This is a genomic window from Sulfurimonas sp. hsl 1-7, from assembly GCF_030577135.1.
GTDB classification, from domain to species: Bacteria; Campylobacterota; Campylobacteria; order Campylobacterales; family Sulfurimonadaceae; genus Sulfurimonas; species Sulfurimonas microaerophilus.
The window spans coordinates 1-17,727 of sequence record NZ_JAUIRR010000001.1; the positions used below are offsets into that span (position 1 = coordinate 1).

Below are 17,727 nucleotides of genomic sequence, written 5' to 3' on the forward strand. Positions count from 1 at the left end.
TCATCTAGTGAATCTTTCCAGTATGGTATCTCTATATTGAATGTTTGTTTGATTTTTGATTTATTTAGTAAACTATAGTGTGGGCGCATTGCCGGTGTTGGGTACTCTTTTGTCTCAATTGGTTTTATTTTACAATCAAGTTTTGCCATACGCATAATCTCTTTTGCAAAATCATACCAAGAAAGTACACCTTCATTTGAATAGTTATATATCTCTACATCTTGATTGTCTATTTTAGGTAATATTTCTAAGATAGCAAGAGCTAAATCTTTTGCATAAGTTGGAGTTCCAACTTGATCAAAGATGACCCCTAAATTCTCTTTCTCTTTACCTAAACGAAGCATAGTCTTGACAAAGTTTGCACCATATGAGCTATATACCCATGACGTTCTAATAATTATAGAGTTTTTAGGATTAATCGTTTGAAGTGCTTGTTCACCATCAAGCTTTGTTTTTCCATATACACCGTTTGGAGCTACATTATCATCTTCACTATATGGTTTATAGTTTTTTCCATCAAACACATAGTCAGTACTTACATGCACAAATTTGATGTTTTTTTCTTTTGCTAACTCTGCCATATTCTTAACAGCTATATGATTGACTAAATCTGCATTTATTTCATCAGACTCTGCTTTATCTACTGCTGTGTATGCTGCACAGTTTATGATAATGTCAATATTATTTTCTTGAATATAGCTAGATAAAATATCTTTATCTGTAATATCCAAACTACTTCTATCTGTAAAAAAGTAATTTGCCGGATATTGGCTTGAGAGTTCTTTAATCTCAGAACCCAACTGACCATTAGAACCTGTTACTAAGATGTTATTCATAGTAATTGACTCCATACTCAAACAGGTCATCAGTTTCATTTAGCTTAGGTTGTACTTTATCTTTTGCAGAAAGGTTTAGTTTTTCATGCGGTACTTGCCAATCTATGTCAATATCACTGTCATTAAACGCAATTCCACGATCACATTCAGGTGAATAGTAACTATCAACTTTATAAGCAAATACAGTATTGTCTTCTAATACTACAAACCCATGAGCAAAGCCACGAGGTACTAAAAGCTGGCGTTTATTCTCGCTACTTAATTCAACTGCAACATGTTTACCAAATGTAGGTGAACCTTTTCTAATGTCTACTGCTACATCTAAAACTTTCCCTTGAATTACACGTACTAGTTTAGTTTGTGCATGTGGTGGAAGTTGGTAGTGTAGACCACGAAGTACACCATACGAGCTTTTAGATTCGTTATCTTGACAGAAGTTAATTTTATACCCTAAAAACTCTTGAAGTTTATCTTCACGGAATGTTTCTACGAAGTAACCACGGTCATCTCCATGGACAGTTGGTTCACATATAACTACATCAGGAATATCAGTTCTTATAAAATTCATTATCTCCCCATACCTCTTGGTTGATTCGCACGTTTAATAAGATATTGACCATATTGGTTTTTCTTGAGCGGTTCTGCCAGTTCTAGAAGCTCCTCTTTTGAAATATATCCCATCTCATATGCTATCTCTTCTATACATGCTACTTTTAAAGATTGACGGTTTTCAATAGTTTGGATAAAACTACTTGCTTCAAGAAGTGATTCATGTGTACCTGTATCGAGCCATGCATATCCACGTCCCATAGTTTTTACACGTAAGCGTTCCTCATCAAGATACATTTGATTAAGAGTAGTAATCTCGAGTTCACCTCTATGAGATGGTTTTACCTCTTTCGCTTTTTTAACGACATCATTAGGATAAAAGTAAAGACCAACTACAGCATAGTTGCTTTTAGGTTCTTTGGGCTTTTCCTCTATACTTATAACATTTCCATTTTTATCAAACTCTGCAACACCATAACGTTCCGGATCATTTACATAGTAACCAAACACTGTAGCTTTACTTTCATTTTTAACATTTTTTACACTTTGCGCTAAAAGTTCTGTAAGTCCATGTCCATAAAAAATGTTATCTCCTAATACTAAACATGCATCATCACCATCTAAAAACTCTTCACCAAGTATAAAAGCTTGAGCAAGCCCATCAGGACTAGGCTGTACGACATACTCAAACTTCATTCCAATGTCACTACCATCACCAAGTAAGTTTTTAAAACTTTGTTGATCTTCCGGTGTCGAGATAATTAATACTTCCTTAATTCCTGCTAACATCAGTACTGAAAGTGGATAATAGATCATAGGTTTATCATAAATTGGAGTTAACTGCTTGCTTACACCTCTTGTAATTGGATAGAGTCTTGTACCACTCCCTCCTGCTAATATTATACCTTTCATTGTTTGCCCTCCGTTAATTTTTTTAGACCATTAAGTGCACGTATTTGATTATCTTTTTGAGATTTTTGCATAATAGCTCTATTAATTTGTCCCTCCTTATCACTAAAACGTTTAGGATGCCAAAGGTGGTAAATATTTGCTATATAACGGCACGATTTCATTTGTATACCTAGTGCTTTAAATCTCCATGTGATGTCTACATCTTCACCCTCACCGGGGTTAACAAAATCTTCATTAAAACCATTAATCGCTTCTAAATCAGTTTTATAACAAGAAAAATTACATCCTATAATATGGCGAATCTTTCTTGAGGATGTAAATTTATTTAGCAGTGAAGAGTAAAGTCCATCTTCATAATGATGCACACCATCAGAATGTAGTGAAAAGATATTCCAAAGATAGTTTTTTGAAATTTTGTCAATGGATATTTCATTCTTTAAAATAGCTTGTGAATATTTTTCACCGAGTTCTGATCTTTTGCCACAACAAACTTTATGAACTTCAGAACAATTAAAATGTCCCTTGACAAACTCTTTATGAGGAACAACATCTCCATCTATGAAAATAATATATTCACTCTGGGTATTTCTGATAGCATTATTCAAAGCTTTATTCTTTTGCCAACCTAAATCTTCTTGAGAAATATGTTTAAGATTTGGAATACTCAAGGACTCTATAAAGTTTTTCATTTCAATAGAATCACCGTCTTCACTAATAATAATTTCATCAAGGGGATATGATTGATTTTGTAAAGAATTTAAAATAATCTCTAACGATTTTATATCTTTATAAACTGAAACTATGATAGCAATACTTGAAGGTTTTTCTTGATGTTTTAATGTCATTATTTCTCTTATTCTGTATTTTAGTTTATTTTATAAAAAATTTGTTTAAAACCTAGTTATTAGAATAATTTCGTAGATTTAATTTTATTATATACCATTTCAGTCGTAATCTGTTTCATGCAAATATTGTTTTTACACTCTTTCATTGTTTTTGTATTGTAACAAGGTGAACAGTCTAATTGTAATGATATTATATTAACATTGTTGTCAGGTGATTTGTATGGTGAATCTGTAACAGGGTCATTTGGTCCCATTAGTACATAAACAGGAGTGTTAACTGCTGCGGCAATATGCCCGACAGCTGAATCTGTACAAATAACAGCTTTTGCATATTTAATTACACTACAGAGTTCTTCAATATTGTTTTTCCCGACAAGATCAAGTGTATTGCCTGGAAAAGGACGAAGTAAATTAAAAAACTGTTCTTCAGATTTTGTCCCAACAATTACTATTTGCATCTCTTTTGCTAATTGTTCAGTCAGTTCGATCCATGAATGGTTTTCCCATGCTCGATGATTTACACCGGAACGGTTGACATGAGAATTACTAGGACTAAAGACTATGTACTCTTTATTAAGATTATATTTTGAATTAATTTTCTCAAAGTCAAGTGTATGGACACTTGGAAAAGCTTTATCTAGATTTTTTTGAGATATTTTGGACTTTAAAAAAAGTTTTTGAGCCTCACCTCTGTTGATTTTTTTATTTGATTGAATAGTATTAAACTGGGCACCAATTTTTTCTTTTGCATTAATATTTTGAAGAAGATCGCGAAATTGCTTCCCATATTCAAAATTTATTAACAAGTCGTAAGTAGTTTTTCTAGAATAGTTGATGATTTTTCTTTTTTCCGTACTAAAAAAAGTGGGAACTTTTTTATACTTCAAGTTAAAAACTTTATGAACTCTTGTATCATTTTCTAGTAGTTTTCCACTTCCTGGTGTACAAACAAAATCTATGAGCGTATCTTCCCCATATTCTAGAAGTAAAGCATCTATAACACTCGTTGCATAAACAAGATCACCTAAAGCTCCACATCTTATAACTAGTATTTTCATAGATTTAAGACTCCCGATAAAGATGTTGAATAATTTGTTGTGCGATATCAGCTAGTGAAAGTTGATTGATATCAATGTTTAAATTTTGTTCGCCAAGAGTTCCGTAGGCTGCAATGATGGTATGATTAAATAGTCCTATTGATCTGGCTTTGGAAGCAGCAGCTAAATGTAGAGGACCAGTATCAGCACTTATATAAGCATCGCATGCTCTAAAAAATGCACCAAGTTCTCTAAGGTTTTTATTTGAATACTCGAGAATATCATCATTTAGTTTTGATGGAATATCAGGAGATAATATATCAATAAATAAAAGATCATTTTTGAGTTCATTCATATGTATGATAAAGTCTTTCCACCAAGCATCTTCTATCTTTTTATCAAATCTGGCATTTCTAAAAATTGCGATTACTTTTTTCGATGTTTGAACCTTATACTCTTGCAATAAGTTTTTAAGTACATCCTCCCCTTGTTCTATTTCTTGCGGAGTTAATTTAATATCTAGTTCTAGTGGATGTTGATAGTGTGATATCCCAAAACCATTAAGTATTTCTAATGGTTGTAAGCTCGCATGAGTAAATAAACCTTTATAAAGTGCTTTGTGAGTTACAGGTGCCCAACTTTTTTCATCGTTAAAGCTAAGGGTATACTTTGAATTTACAAATAATGTGACAATTTGAGAACTAAGTGAACGTGAGGAGATATTTATACAAAGATCATACTTTTTAGTTCTGGTATTTTTTATAAACTTTAAAAGTTGGAAAGGATGAACAAGCAGTTTTCTAGAAATATCTATAATCTGATCTACATTTGGCATTGGACTTAATATTTTCCCGACATTCTGACTACCAATAAAAAGATCAATTTTAATATTTGGATTGTGTTCAGCTATTTCATTAATAAGGGGCGTTAAAAATATTATATTACCTATGCGGTAATTAGGACGTATCAGTGCAATAGTATCTATCTTTTTAATATCTAAAAGTTCTGTGTTTGCAGTAGATGAAAATATTTTTGCTAAGAAAGAATTGAATAATGAATTGAATTTTCTTCTAAATTTTAAATGTAATGGTATATTCATAAGGTACTTTTTTATGCAATTATACCAAATTAACTTTTAACTTGGATAGTTAGTGTAAAATATCGTTATTAATTACGGAGAAAATATTTGAAAGAGATTATTAAAAGATTTTGGCCCTATATAAAAGAGTATAAACTTCATTATATTATGGTGTTTTTTGCAGGATTACTCATAATTGCTGCAACTGCTGGAAATGCACATATTATGAAACCGTTAATGGATGATATGTTTATAGAGAAAAAAGAGGAGATGCTTTATCTTATTCCTCTTGGACTTATAGGAATTTATCTTACAAAAGCGGTTGGAAAATATATTCAAACTGTATTTATGGAGTATATCGGGCAAAGTATCATCACGCGATTCCGTGAGATCCTTTTAGAAAAGATGATATCTATGGATATGGCATATCTCTATCAAAACAGAAGTGGAGAACTAATCTCTAGAATTACCAATGATATTGGACGTATACAGTTTTTTGTCTCTAACATGCTGCCTGATATGTTCAGAGACCTTTTAGCAGTAATTGCATTAATTGGATATGTAATATGGTTAAACCCATTACTTTCATTTTATGCATTGGTTGTAGTACCTGTTGTTATTTTACCAATAATTTCTATAGCAAAGAGATTAAAAAAGTATTCTCACCGATCGCAGGCAAAAAATGCCGATGTAGTTTCCCGTTTGACAGAGGTTTTTAATAACTCTGAAGTGATTAAAGCAAACGCAACTGAGAAGTTTGAAATAGGGCGTTTTTCTGAGCACAACTGGCAGTTTTTCAAGATTAATATGAAAGCTATTTACGTCGGTGCAATAGTTTCTCCGATCTTGGAAATTGTCGGTGTGTGTGGACTTGCAACGGTTATCTATGTTGGTGGACGTGAAGTGTATGATGGCAATATGACAGTAGGGGAATTTACGGCATTTATCACTGCTATTATTTTAGTATTTGAACCGATCCGTAAACTCGGCGGGACATACTCAAAGATCCAAGATGCACTTGCAGCGAGTGAGAGGGTATTTGAAGTTTTAGATGAAGAGCCTAAAATCGTAAACGGTACAAAAGTTTTAGAAGATGATATTCATCAAATAGAGTTTAAAGATGTTTCACTTATGTATGAGGGTTCTTATGCACTTGATAATGTCAATATTACGATTAAAGAGGGGCAAAATATTGCCCTTGTTGGAGATAGTGGCGGTGGAAAGTCTACTTTTATCTCTATGTTGCTCCGTTTTTACGATCCGGATAACGGTATTGTAAAAATTAATGGTGAAGATATTAAAAACTATGATCTGAAATCTTTAAAACACCACATATCTTTTGTAACTCAAAGAATCTATATTTTCCAAGATACGCTTGCAGCAAATGTTGCTTACGGTGAAGAGAATATTGATGAGCAAAAAGTACTTCGAGCACTAGAACTTGCAGATGCACTTGGATTCGTTGATGAGCTTGAAAATGGAATAGATACAATGATGCATGAAGCGGGAACCAACCTTTCAGGTGGTCAGCGTCAACGTATAGCGATTGCCCGTGCAATTTATAAACACTCATCACTCATCCTCTTTGATGAAGCGACATCAGCTCTTGATAATGAGAGTGAAAAAAGGATACAAAAAGCACTTGACGAGTACACAAAAGATAAAATCACTATCACGATTGCACATAGATTAAGTACAATTGAACATGCAGATAAAATTTTAGTGATGCAAAAAGGGAAAATCGTAGCACAGGGCACACATCAGGAACTTTTAGAAAATTCGGATGTTTATCAAAGGTTGTCCGGAGAGATGAAACAGTAGTCAATGAAATAAATATTTTATGTTTTTTTTTGCTATAATCTATAGCAAAGGAAGGGTGTTGTGATGGAATTAACTTACAATATATTAATTGTAGATGATATTAGTGATAATATTAAAGTAGCTATGAATATTCTCAAAGAGAATAACTATAACTTCTCTTTTGCCCTAAACGGTAAGGAAGCTTTAGAAATTGTAACAACTAAAAAGTTTGATCTTATCTTATTGGATATTATGATGCCTGAAATGAACGGCTATGAAGTATGTCAACAACTCAAAGCTGATCCTCGTACACAAGATATCCCCGTTATTTTCCTCACTGCAAAAGCCGATGTTGACTCTATTACTGAAGGACTAAAACTCGGTGCAGTTGACTATATTACGAAACCTTTTCACTCTGAAGAGCTTATAGCAAGGGTTACAACGCATTTAGAGTTGTACCATGCAAAAGAGGTTTTAAAACAAAATAATCTTGACCTGAACGTAAAGATTGTAGAACGTGAAAAAAGATATTTGAGTGAACTGGAACAAACACAAAAAGAGATCATCTATCTTTTAACAGAGTTGATGGAGTCAACTTCAGATGAAACAGGAAGGCATATTAAAAGAGTCGCTGATGCTTCAAAACTTTTAGCAACACTTCACGGTGCACTCAGTGAAGAGGAGATAAATGATGTTTACTTCGCTTCACCGCTTCACGATATCGGAAAAGTAACTATCCCCCATGAAGTGTTAAATAAACCGGGTCGTTATACTGAAGAAGAGTTTAAAATTATGCAGGAACACACTACAAATGCACATAAATTCTTACAACATTCTCAAAGAAGATTGATCAAAGCAGGGGATATTATTGCTTACCAACACCATGAAAAATGGGATGGAACAGGGTATCCACAAGGTCTTGCAGGGGAGAAAATTCATATCTATGCAAGGATTGTTGCTATTGCCGATGTATTGGATGCTTTAACGCACAAACGAGTATATAAAGACGCCTGGAGTTTTGAAGAGGTAGTTAAATATATTATAGATCGTAAAGGGAAACAGTTTGATCCGTATCTGATCGAACTTTTTGAAAATAATATAGAAAGTTTTAAAGCAATTGTAGAAGAAGAGTAATGAAACTATTCTTTCAAGTTTACCTTTTATTTGTTGTTTTATCTACACAAATATGGGGTGATGTGGTTTTTACTCAGGAAGAAAAAAAGTATGTAAAAGAGCACCCGATTGTAACACTGGGAAGTGATTATAGGTGGCCCCCTTTTGATTTTATTGACTCACACGATCGCCATAGCGGTTTATCTGAAGATTTTATTCGACTCATCGAGAAAAAAAGCGGTTTAAAGTTTCGAATAAAGTCTGAAGTATGGGCACAAGCACTTGAAAATGCAAAAGAAAAAAAATATGATGGACTTGTGTGTTCAGTAAAAACACATGAGAGGGAAAAATATTTTAACTTCACAACACCCTATTTGACAGTACCTATGGTTGTTATTACTCAGGTGGGTAAAGATATCCATACGATTAGGGACCTTAAAGGTAAAACAGTTTCTATAAATAAATCTTCTTACATTCATGAATGGTTACAAGAGAAACATCCAGAGATTAAAATTATTCCATCATCATCAAACGAGGAATCTTTAGAATGGGTCTCACTCGGTAAAGCTGATGCCTATATAGGAAACTTAGCAGTTGGAACTTACATAATCAATAAAAATATTTTAAACAATTTACATATTGTAGAGAAGCTCAAAGAGTTTAGTACTTCTGTAAGTATCGCTATTGATAAAGACAATGTAACCTTGTTTAACATTATTCAAAAATCTGTTGCAGATGTAGAAGAAAATGAGATGCAGGCTATAAAATCAAAATGGAGCAAGAGTGCTGATTTTACGGGAAGTAGTTTACTTAATCTAACAAAAAAAGAACTAAAGTGGATCAAAGAGCATAAGACAATACACTATGTGATCGATAACTATTGGGAACCCGTAGAGTTTCTTTCAAAAAATGACGGGAAATATTCAGGGATAGCAAGTAGCTATATAGAACTGATTGCACAAAAAACAGGTTTAGAGTTTGTCCGTGTACCTACGAAAGAGTGGTCTCAAAGTGTAGAAGTCATCAACACAAGAAAAGCAGATCTCTATACCTGTGTTGCGAAAACGCCTTCAAGAGAAAAGGTGGTTAACTTTACAAAGTCGTATATCGATATGCCTCTTGTTTTTGTAGCAAAACATAATGTAGAATTCATTACCGATATGCAGCAGTTAAATGATAAGAAAGTGGTACTGGTGAAAGGGTATGCCGTAAATGAACTTTTGAGAAAAGAGCATCCTAAAATCACTTACATTGAAGTGGACAACCTTACACAGGCCTTTAAAGCTATCGTTAACTCTAAAGCAGATGTGTATATTGACCTCTTACCGATTGTAAGTAACTACATACAAAAAAAAGGTTTCTCAAATCTAAAAATATCAGGGACTACACCGTATCATCTCAAATTTCATATGGCTTTACGCAACGATTGGGATCCTTTAGGAGTAAAGATCTTTAACAAGGCGATCGACTCTATTACACCCGAAGAGAAAAATAAGATATATAACCGATGGGTGGATGTAAAATATGATAGACAGATCGACTACACAATTATTTTTGAAATAGCAGGGGTTCTTTTAGTACTCATTATTGCATCTTTATTTTGGAATAGGAAACTCTCTTTAGAGATAGGAAAAAGAAGAGAAGCGGAAGAGAAATTAAAAGATCTTAACAAACAGTTGATCGAAGCTATGAATGAGGCAAAGAGTGCTAGTGCGGCAAAGTCGACATTCCTCTCAAATATGAGTCACGAAATTCGAACCCCTATGAACTCAATTTTAGGTTTTACGGAACTTTTAGATGAACAGATCGAAGATAAAAAACTAAAGTCCTTTATTAAAACTATCCGTACATCTGGAAAGACTTTATTGGTACTTATTAACGATATTTTAGACCTCTCGAAAATTGAATCGGGGAAAATGGAGATCGTAAAGAAAAAAACAGACCTACATCAAGTATTGGAAGAGAGCATAGGGCTCTTTAAGTTGCAGGCAGAACAAAAAGGGCTTACTTTAGAACTTGAACTTGATCAAATGATGCCTGAAGCAGTCATTGGTGATGGTGTACGCCTAAAACAGATCCTAATCAATTTGATCGGAAATGCTATGAAGTTTACCGATGAGGGATTTGTTAAAGTAAGTGCGAAGGTTTTACCTATTGAGGGACATTTAAGCAAAATAGACTTTATAATTCGAGTAAGTGATAGTGGGATAGGAATTAAAAAAGAGGCTCAGGAAAAGATCTTCCATCTATTTGAACAGCAAGAGAATCAAGATGTTAAGAAGTATGGAGGAACAGGATTAGGACTTTCTATTTGTCGTAAACTTGCACTTTTAATGGACGGGAATTTAGAAGTTGAAAGTGAGATCGGCAAAGGTGCAACTTTCATACTGACACTGAAAAATCTTCCGATTGCCTCTATGTATGATGAGGAGTCGGATAATGGTTTGGACTTTGATATATCTAGTTTAGAGTTTGATGAAGCGACAATATTGGTTGCCGATGATGTAGCTGAGAATAGATTGTTGGTAAAAGAGAGTTTCTCCGGTACGAAGATACATATAATTGAAGCGGTTGACGGTGAAGATGCACTGCAAAAGGTCAAAGAGAACAAAATTGATCTGATCTTTATGGATATACGAATGCCGAAACTTGACGGTTACAGTGCTACACGAATGATCAAAGAGGAGTTTCAGATCCCGGTTGTAGCATTAACAGCATCTATTATGCAGAGTGATATAGAGAAGTTAAAAGAGCAGCGTTTTGATGATTACCTAAGAAAACCGGTAGCAAAAAAAGAGCTATATCAGGTGGTTTCTAAGTACTTAAATTACACGGCAGCAATCTCATCAGAAGAAAAAACAGAAGTTACTTCTGTGCAAAATGAGCAGGATATTACTGATTTTATTAAACAATTGCCTAAAGAACTTATTAAATTATTTCAAGATGCAAAAACGACAAATGATCTCTCTTTAATAGAAAATTTTGCTAAAACTCTTGAAGAGGAAGCACATAAATCTGAAGTTAGTTTTATGGAAGAGTTTGCAAAAGATTTAAGTGAAAAAGTTGAGATGTTCGAGATCGAAGAGTTGAAGCAGATGTTACAGCAATTTGAGAAGATTATAGAAGAGTAGAACTCTCTTTAATCGCTTTATTAGTCTTTTTTGGAGATAATCGCGGATACATATCACCGTTTTTAAAAGATAAAAAGAAGAGGACAAATCCTCCCTTCGGTCTGAGCCTCTTATTTTTACCTTTTAAAAACTACTTAAAGATGAAAGAAGAGGATAAGGGATGTCATTAGACTTTGCAAAATTTATAAAATACTCAAAACCGGGACCGAGATATACGTCATACCCGACAGCGTTGGAGTTTAGTGATGCCTTTGGTTACGATGAGTATATTAAAAAATTGGAAAATCAAGATGACTCTCGCCCTTTAAGTTTATACTTCCACCTTCCGTTTTGTAAAAATGCTTGTTATTTTTGTGGATGTAATGTTGTGTTTACCTCTAAAGAGGACAAGATGTTACGCTACATTGAGTACCTCAAGCGTGAATTAGAGATCCTCTCTAAGCATCTTAATATGAAACGTGAAGTGATTCAGATGCACTTTGGCGGTGGAACTCCGACATTTTTCTCTGCGGAACAATTAAAAGTAGTAATTGACGAGATCAAATCATACTTTCCAAACTTTACAGATGATGCGGAGATCTCATGTGAGATAGACCCTCGCCATATCGATGAAGATCAGATGCGTGTAATGAGTGAAGCGGGATTTAACCGTGTAAGTTTCGGTATTCAGGACTTCAATGAAAAAGTGCAAGTGGCAGTGCACCGTGTTCAGCCCTATAACATCACGAAAAATGCAATGGATTTAGCACGTAAGTACAATATGGTTTCAGTGAATGTTGACCTTATTTACGGACTTCCGTATCAGTCACTCGATACTTTCAAAGAGACGTTAGAGCTTTCTTTGACTTTAAATCCTGACAGATTTGCAGTATTTAACTATGCACATGTGCCTTGGCTCAAGAAAACTATGCGTAAAATTGATGAAACAACGCTTCCTGAACCGGATGAAAAACTGCAGATTATGCAGTATACGATTGATTATCTGACAAGTCACGGATACAAAATGGTTGGAATGGATCACTTTGCAAAACCTGAAGATGAACTTTTCCAAGCGATCGAGAAAGGGGAGCTTCACAGAAACTTCCAAGGCTATACTACAAAAGGTGGTGCTGACTTAATAGGAGTAGGGCTTACATCTATCGGTGAGGGTGTTGATTATTATGCGCAAAACCATAAAGATATGAAACTTTATGAAGAAGCAATTGATGCAGGAAAACTTCCATTTGAACGTGGTGTAATGCTCAGTGAAGATGATATGATCCGCCAATATGTGATCATGGAACTTATGAGTAACTTCAAGCTAGATATAAAAAGATTTGAATCTCTTTTCAATATCAACTTCAAAGAGTATTTTAAAGATGCCTTAGAAGAATTACAAACTTTTGCAGATGAAGATCTTATAACGATAGATAATGATAAAATTGCATGTAGCCAAACGGGTACATTACTTATAAGAAATATTGCTATGCCTTTTGATGCATATATGCATCAGCATGCAGGCAGTAAAAAAACTTTTTCAAAAACGGTGTAGAGTGTGAGTGTAGATAAAAAATTAGACGAGATATTTAATTTCGACCAGACTGCTGATGATTGTGTGAAATGTGGGAAGTGTATCCCTGTTTGTACGATCCATAAAGTAAATGCAGATGAGGTGACATCACCTCGTGGATTTATTGACCTTTTAGGTGCCTATAAACGAGGGCACCTAGAGCTTGACAAAACTGCAAAAGATATATTTGAGAGTTGTTTTTTATGTACAAATTGTGTAGATGTTTGTCCAAAATCACTTCCTACAGATATGGTAATCGAGCAAGCTCGTGCAGATATAGCGAAGAAGTTCGGTATCGCTTGGTATAAAAAACTTTTCTTTTTACTATTACGTCACCGCTGGTTAAATGATCTTGCTTTTAAACTCGGTTGGGCATTCCAAACATGTGGATTTAAAATTAAATCAGATATAGATTCTATGAAGTCGCGTTTTAATCTACCGATGTTAAAAGTTGACAGACTTTTACCGAGTTTACGTAAAACGTCGTTTTTAAATGCATATCCTGAAAACATAGATAACGGCGGTAAGAGAAAAGTAGCTATATTTATAGGGTGTTTAGCAAACTATAACTACAGATCAATAGGAGATTCACTTTTAGAGATCTTAGATGTATTAGAGATCGATGCATTCTTGGCAAAAGATCAAAAATGTTGTGGAGCTCCTGCATACTTTACGGGAGATTTCGATACTGTTGATTATAATGCGAAGCACAATATCAGATATTTTGAATCTTTAGGGGACGATATAGAAGCTATCATAGTTCCTGAAGCTACTTGTAGTGCAATGCTAAAAATTGACTACGAGCACTTTTTCCACGATCAGCCGGACTGGAAAGCACGTGCAAAATCTGTAATGTCAAAAGTATATATGGCTACTGAATGGCTGCAAAACCATACAGATTTAGAGAAAATTTTAGAAGAGAAAAAACAAAATACAAGAATTGTAACTTATCACGATCCGTGTCATGCAAGAAAGATGCAGGGCGTGTATCAAGAACCTAGAAACCTGATCTCTAAAAATTATAAAATTGTGGAGATGAGTGATCCAAATGCATGTTGTGGTTTCGGTGGTATTACGATGCAGACTGAAAAACACCACTTTGCAAAAGCTGCGGGTGCTCCAAAAGCTGCTATGATTGAAAAAACGGGTGCAGATGTTGTTAGTGCCGAGTGTAGTGCTTGTCGTATGCAGATTAATGCATCTATGAACTATGCAGGAAATGAAACAACAGTATTTAAAAACCCTATTGAACTGATCGCTGAGGCTCTGAAAAAATAATGGAACATCTCATCTGGAGTGTTAATCCCGTAGCACTCTCTTTTGGCGGGATGCAGATATATTGGTACGGGATACTTTTTGCTGCTGCAATTCTTGTCGGTTTAGAGATAATGAAATGGATATACAAACAAGAAAATAGAGATCTGCAAGAGCTTGACAGTATGTTCTTGTATGTAGTAGTGGGCATTGTAATCGGTGCACGTTTGGGGCATTGTCTGTTTTATGAACCGGATTATTATTTAACACATCCATTAGAGATATTATATGTTTGGAAAGGCGGTTTAGCCTCTCACGGCGGTGGTCTTGGCGCATTGCTTGGGATCTATCTTTATAAACGAAAACATACACTAAACCTTTTATGGTTTTTAGACAAAATTGCCATCCCTACGGCATTTTTTGCATTTTTTGTCCGTATGGGTAACTTAATGAACTCCGAAATTTTAGGAAAAGTTAGCGATATCTCTTGGGCCGTTGTATTTAGCAGAGTTGACAATCTTCCGCGTCATCCGGCGCAACTCTACGAAGCACTCTCTTATCTTGTGATTGGAATTGTACTTTTTAGTCTCTATATAAAACTTCATGATAAATATAAAGACGGGTTTTTATTTGGTCTGTTTTTAACACTTGTCTTCATTGTTAGGTTTTTAGTGGAGTTTGTAAAAGAGAGACAAGCCGATTATGCGACAGATATGTTCCTCTCAACAGGGCAGTTATTGAGTATCCCTTTTATTATATTGGGGCTTTATTTGATCGTAAGAAGTTGTAAAAAGTGATCAAAGAGGTAGCTTTTGTCTACTTTATATTTATCAATATAAGCGCTTTTTTTATCTACAGTTTTGATAAATACCGCTCTACAAAAACAAAAGCATCGCGTATAAGCGAGAGGGAACTTCATGTGTTTTCACTGCTGGGCGGTTTTTTAGGTGCTACACTTGCAATGGCTCTTTTTCGACACAAAATAAGTAAAAACTCCTTTTTATATAAACACATAACTATAATGTTAGTGTGGATTTTAGGAGTTAGTTACTTTTTCTTGCGAGAGCTTTTCTCTTTGTGAACTGAACTTCTCCAGAAATGATTCACGATAAAATATCCTACTGTTGAACCGATAACAGAATAGAGAACGGTTCCAAAATAAAGCGGAATGAAAATATCGTCTATATTCTCTGAGAACCACTCTAGTGTCAGTTCAACAGGTTTTGGCTCTATCCCTAATATGTATGAACCTGTAAGATACTCCATATAATACATAGGCGGCATAGTAAAAGGATTACTTAACCAACACATAGCAAGGGCAATTGGGACGTTAAATCGAAAGAATGGGACAAATAACAGTACTGCTGCCATCTGCATCGGCATAGGGATAAAGGCTATGAAAAGACCTAAGAAAACCCCACGTGAGATCATTTTTCTGTTGCCTGAAAGATATTCAGGAGGTATTTTGTACTTCTTTATAAAATCGTTTAGTTTTTTATTTTTTGTCGTTTTTTTGAGCGTTTTTCTGAGCATATAATCAAACTTATTATTTTTGTTTAATTATACTCAGATTTTTATAATTTTTCTTTAGGTTTTTCTATAAAATAGCCTTGAGACTTATCAACACCTAACTCTTTGAGTTTATTATCGATATCTTCATTTTCAACAAATTCACCGATTGTTTTAATATTCATCTCTTTTGCAAAGGAAACGATGATAGAGGTGATAAGTGCCGACTTTTTATCATGAACAATATTTTTAATGATGCTGCCGTCAATTTTAATATAGTCGGCTTGTAAGCGCATCAGGTACTCAAAGTTAGAATATCCTGTACCAAAATCATCAATAGAGATTTTAGCTCCGTAAGATTTTACATTATTGATAAACTTTTCAATAACATCAAACTTCTCAATACTTTCAGTTTCTACAATTTCAAATGAGACTTTTTCTCCGATCCCGTACTTTTGAAGCGAATTAATAATAAACGCATTAATATCAGGGTCTAGTATATCTTCAATCGTAATATTTACTGAAAAATAGAACTCTTTATCTTTGAAGTATTCAAAACTTTTATTAATTACGATTTTTGTTAAGTCTTTATAGAGTTTTGATTTTTTGGCAATCTCTAAAAACTTTTGAGGAGGGACAATATTTCCTTGCTCGTCAAGAAGTCTGATAAGCGTTTCATACTTGAAAATAGTGTTTGTTTTATTGTCTTTGATCGCTTGATAGTATAAAATCACTCTATCGTGTTTTATAGCATCTTTAATCTCTTTAACCCATTTAAGATTGTTTTCATACTCTTGGTTCAGGGATATTGCTTCTGAATAAAGAACAATATGTTTAGAGTTTCTTTTTGCTGATTTTAAAGCCATACTTGAAGACTCTAAAAGAGACTTATTCTCCTCTAAAGAGATACCGACAGAGATGCTCAGGCTAATATCCTGACCATCTATTGTAATAGGTCTATCATGAAGATATTTTATGAGATTTGCCATATTGTTCTGTATAGTAACTGGATCACGCTCTTCTGAGAGGACAACAAATTCATCGCCGCCGAGTCTGTAAAGATCACAACTCTCTCGTTGTTCAATGGCACCCAGTAAAAATTCGCTAAATTTGATGAGTACTTTATCTCCAAAAACTTCACCATAGAGATTGTTAATCTGACTAAACTTATCTATATTAATAAGTACCAATGAGTGTTGTACATTCTCATTCTTATCTCTAAAAAGTGCTTTTCTGTTTTTTAATCCTGTTAAAGTATCTGTATAGAGCAGTCTTGTAAGTGTCTCTTGTTTTTGTATAATCTCTGTAATGTCATAGCGGATCGCAATAAATTCTACAATATTATCGTCTTTGTCAAGTATAGGGGAGATGGCAGTTTCAACCCAGTATGTCGAACCGTCTTTTGCTTGGTTTTTTAGCTGCCCGTGCCAAGTACGTTTGTCTAAGACAGTGTCCCAAATTTCTTTGTATACACTCGGGTCTGTTTCGGGGTGGCGTACTATGTTGTGCTTAGCACCCAGAGCTTCATTTGCATTGTATTGTGAGATCTTATAGAAATTTTCATTGGCAAAAGTGATGTTTCCTTCAAGATCTGTTTTTGTAACTATTAGATTTGTATCGATCGTTGTTTTATAACTTTGTAAAAAAGAGACATTGTTATTTACATCGGTTTTTGTTTGATTGATGAAATATTTTAAAAGTACATATATCCCTGAAAGTACGGCAGATGTGTTTATAAGGAATAAAAACTCTTTTAACGTGTAAGCGATAGTTCTCTTAGCTAAAATAGGTTCTAGAGCAACAGAAAGACTCAAAAGGAGTAAAAATGCGATCAACCAATAAAAGGGCTCTTTTTTTTCAGTATAGAGTAATGCCATTATAGGTGCTAAGAATGCCCAAATCATAGTGTTACTACTATTTTCAAAACCACCTAAACTCCACATCATTAAGAATGGAAGTAAGAGCATTAAAATCATCTGTATTCTAATAAGGGTATTTTCTCTGAGTACTTTTTTATTTAGTAAAAGAGTTACTAAAGAGATAACTACATAAAAAAGGGTAATACTTGCTGCAATTACCTGCCCAAAATATAGATTTACTACCGACCAAATAAG

General features: G+C 34.2%; 15 protein-coding genes. 7 read left to right on the forward strand and 8 right to left on the reverse strand.

What is annotated here, in order from left to right:
* The 6 genes from rfbD to QWY88_RS00030 all read right to left on the reverse strand — a co-directional run.
* On the reverse strand, positions 1-836 hold an 836-nt coding region (rfbD, locus tag QWY88_RS00005; RefSeq protein WP_304542734.1), incomplete at its 3' end, for a dTDP-4-dehydrorhamnose reductase.
* Positions 829-1,404: a dTDP-4-dehydrorhamnose 3,5-epimerase gene (gene rfbC, locus QWY88_RS00010; RefSeq protein ID WP_304542736.1), complete on the reverse strand. Its 576-nt coding sequence runs from the start codon at positions 1,402-1,404 to the stop codon at positions 829-831. The genes rfbC and rfbD, both read right to left, overlap by 8 nt.
* On the reverse strand, positions 1,404-2,297 hold the full coding sequence (rfbA, locus tag QWY88_RS00015) for a glucose-1-phosphate thymidylyltransferase RfbA (protein ID WP_304542738.1): 894 nt from the start codon (positions 2,295-2,297) through the stop codon (positions 1,404-1,406). Before rfbA ends, rfbC begins: the two co-directional genes overlap by 1 nt.
* Complete coding sequence (locus QWY88_RS00020) at positions 2,294-3,142, reverse strand: glycosyltransferase (protein ID WP_304542740.1); 849 nt, start codon at positions 3,140-3,142, stop codon at positions 2,294-2,296. Before QWY88_RS00020 ends, rfbA begins: the two co-directional genes overlap by 4 nt.
* A gap of 59 nt (positions 3,143-3,201) precedes the next feature.
* The gene (locus QWY88_RS00025) at positions 3,202-4,200 is read right to left on the reverse strand and encodes a glycosyltransferase family 9 protein (RefSeq protein ID WP_304542742.1); all 999 of its coding nucleotides are present in this window, start codon (positions 4,198-4,200) and stop codon (positions 3,202-3,204) included.
* A 4-nt stretch (positions 4,201-4,204) separates the two neighbouring features.
* Positions 4,205-5,278: a glycosyltransferase family 9 protein gene (locus tag QWY88_RS00030; protein ID WP_304542744.1), complete on the reverse strand. Its 1,074-nt coding sequence runs from the start codon at positions 5,276-5,278 to the stop codon at positions 4,205-4,207.
* An 87-nt stretch (positions 5,279-5,365) separates the two neighbouring features.
* Here QWY88_RS00030 and QWY88_RS00035 point away from each other — a divergent pair, with 87 nt between their 5' ends.
* The 7 genes from QWY88_RS00035 (at position 5,366) to QWY88_RS11630 (ending at position 15,185) form a co-directional block, all read left to right on the forward strand.
* Positions 5,366-7,078 (forward strand): ABC transporter ATP-binding protein, encoded by a 1,713-nt coding sequence (locus tag QWY88_RS00035; protein WP_304542747.1) that lies wholly within the window; start codon positions 5,366-5,368, stop codon positions 7,076-7,078.
* 63 nt (positions 7,079-7,141) lie between these two features.
* On the forward strand, positions 7,142-8,191 hold the full coding sequence (locus tag QWY88_RS00040) for a response regulator (RefSeq protein ID WP_304542749.1): 1,050 nt from the start codon (positions 7,142-7,144) through the stop codon (positions 8,189-8,191).
* Positions 8,191-11,301 (forward strand): transporter substrate-binding domain-containing protein, encoded by a 3,111-nt coding sequence (locus QWY88_RS00045; RefSeq protein ID WP_304542751.1) that lies wholly within the window; start codon positions 8,191-8,193, stop codon positions 11,299-11,301. Before QWY88_RS00040 ends, QWY88_RS00045 begins: the two co-directional genes overlap by 1 nt.
* A 160-nt stretch (positions 11,302-11,461) precedes the next feature.
* On the forward strand, positions 11,462-12,832 hold the full coding sequence (hemN, locus tag QWY88_RS00050) for an oxygen-independent coproporphyrinogen III oxidase (RefSeq protein WP_304542753.1): 1,371 nt from the start codon (positions 11,462-11,464) through the stop codon (positions 12,830-12,832).
* Positions 12,833-12,835: 3 nt separating this feature from the next.
* Complete coding sequence (locus QWY88_RS00055; RefSeq protein WP_304542755.1) at positions 12,836-14,128, forward strand: (Fe-S)-binding protein; 1,293 nt, start codon at positions 12,836-12,838, stop codon at positions 14,126-14,128.
* Positions 14,128-14,901, forward strand: coding sequence for a prolipoprotein diacylglyceryl transferase (gene lgt / locus QWY88_RS00060; RefSeq protein WP_304542757.1), 774 nt, complete (start codon positions 14,128-14,130; stop codon positions 14,899-14,901). Before QWY88_RS00055 ends, lgt begins: the two co-directional genes overlap by 1 nt.
* The gene (locus QWY88_RS11630; RefSeq protein WP_369811200.1) at positions 14,898-15,185 is read left to right on the forward strand and encodes a DUF1294 domain-containing protein; all 288 of its coding nucleotides are present in this window, start codon (positions 14,898-14,900) and stop codon (positions 15,183-15,185) included. The genes lgt and QWY88_RS11630 overlap by 4 nt, the downstream gene beginning before the upstream one ends.
* On the opposite strand, the gene QWY88_RS00065 is transcribed toward QWY88_RS11630, so the two are convergent.
* Together QWY88_RS00065 and QWY88_RS00070 are read right to left on the reverse strand one after the other, a co-directional pair.
* Entirely contained in the window at positions 15,152-15,637 is a 486-nt protein-coding gene (locus QWY88_RS00065; RefSeq protein ID WP_304542759.1) for a DUF2062 domain-containing protein, read from the reverse strand. The two genes, QWY88_RS11630 and QWY88_RS00065, sit on opposite strands and share 34 nt — an antisense overlap.
* Before the next feature lie 41 nt (positions 15,638-15,678).
* Positions 15,679-17,589: a sensor domain-containing phosphodiesterase gene (locus tag QWY88_RS00070; RefSeq protein ID WP_304542761.1), complete on the reverse strand. Its 1,911-nt coding sequence runs from the start codon at positions 17,587-17,589 to the stop codon at positions 15,679-15,681.
* Positions 17,590-17,727: the final 138 nt, after the last annotated feature.

Coding starts and splice junctions, on each gene's coding strand:
- QWY88_RS00070 (WP_304542761.1), bottom strand. CDS start 17,589: ATGATTTTAATGCTCTTACTTCCATTCTTAATGATGTGGAGTTTAGGT.
- QWY88_RS00040 (WP_304542749.1), top strand. CDS start 7,142: ATGGAATTAACTTACAATATATTAATTGTAGATGATATTAGTGATAAT.
- hemN (WP_304542753.1), top strand. CDS start 11,462: ATGTCATTAGACTTTGCAAAATTTATAAAATACTCAAAACCGGGACCG.
- rfbA (WP_304542738.1), bottom strand. CDS start 2,297: ATGAAAGGTATAATATTAGCAGGAGGGAGTGGTACAAGACTCTATCCA.
- QWY88_RS00025 (WP_304542742.1), bottom strand. CDS start 4,200: ATGAAAATACTAGTTATAAGATGTGGAGCTTTAGGTGATCTTGTTTAT.
- QWY88_RS00045 (WP_304542751.1), top strand. CDS start 8,191: ATGAAACTATTCTTTCAAGTTTACCTTTTATTTGTTGTTTTATCTACA.
- rfbC (WP_304542736.1), bottom strand. CDS start 1,404: ATGAATTTTATAAGAACTGATATTCCTGATGTAGTTATATGTGAACCA.
- QWY88_RS00030 (WP_304542744.1), bottom strand. CDS start 5,278: ATGAATATACCATTACATTTAAAATTTAGAAGAAAATTCAATTCATTA.
- lgt (WP_304542757.1), top strand. CDS start 14,128: ATGGAACATCTCATCTGGAGTGTTAATCCCGTAGCACTCTCTTTTGGC.
- QWY88_RS00065 (WP_304542759.1), bottom strand. CDS start 15,637: ATGCTCAGAAAAACGCTCAAAAAAACGACAAAAAATAAAAAACTAAAC.
- QWY88_RS00020 (WP_304542740.1), bottom strand. CDS start 3,142: ATGACATTAAAACATCAAGAAAAACCTTCAAGTATTGCTATCATAGTT.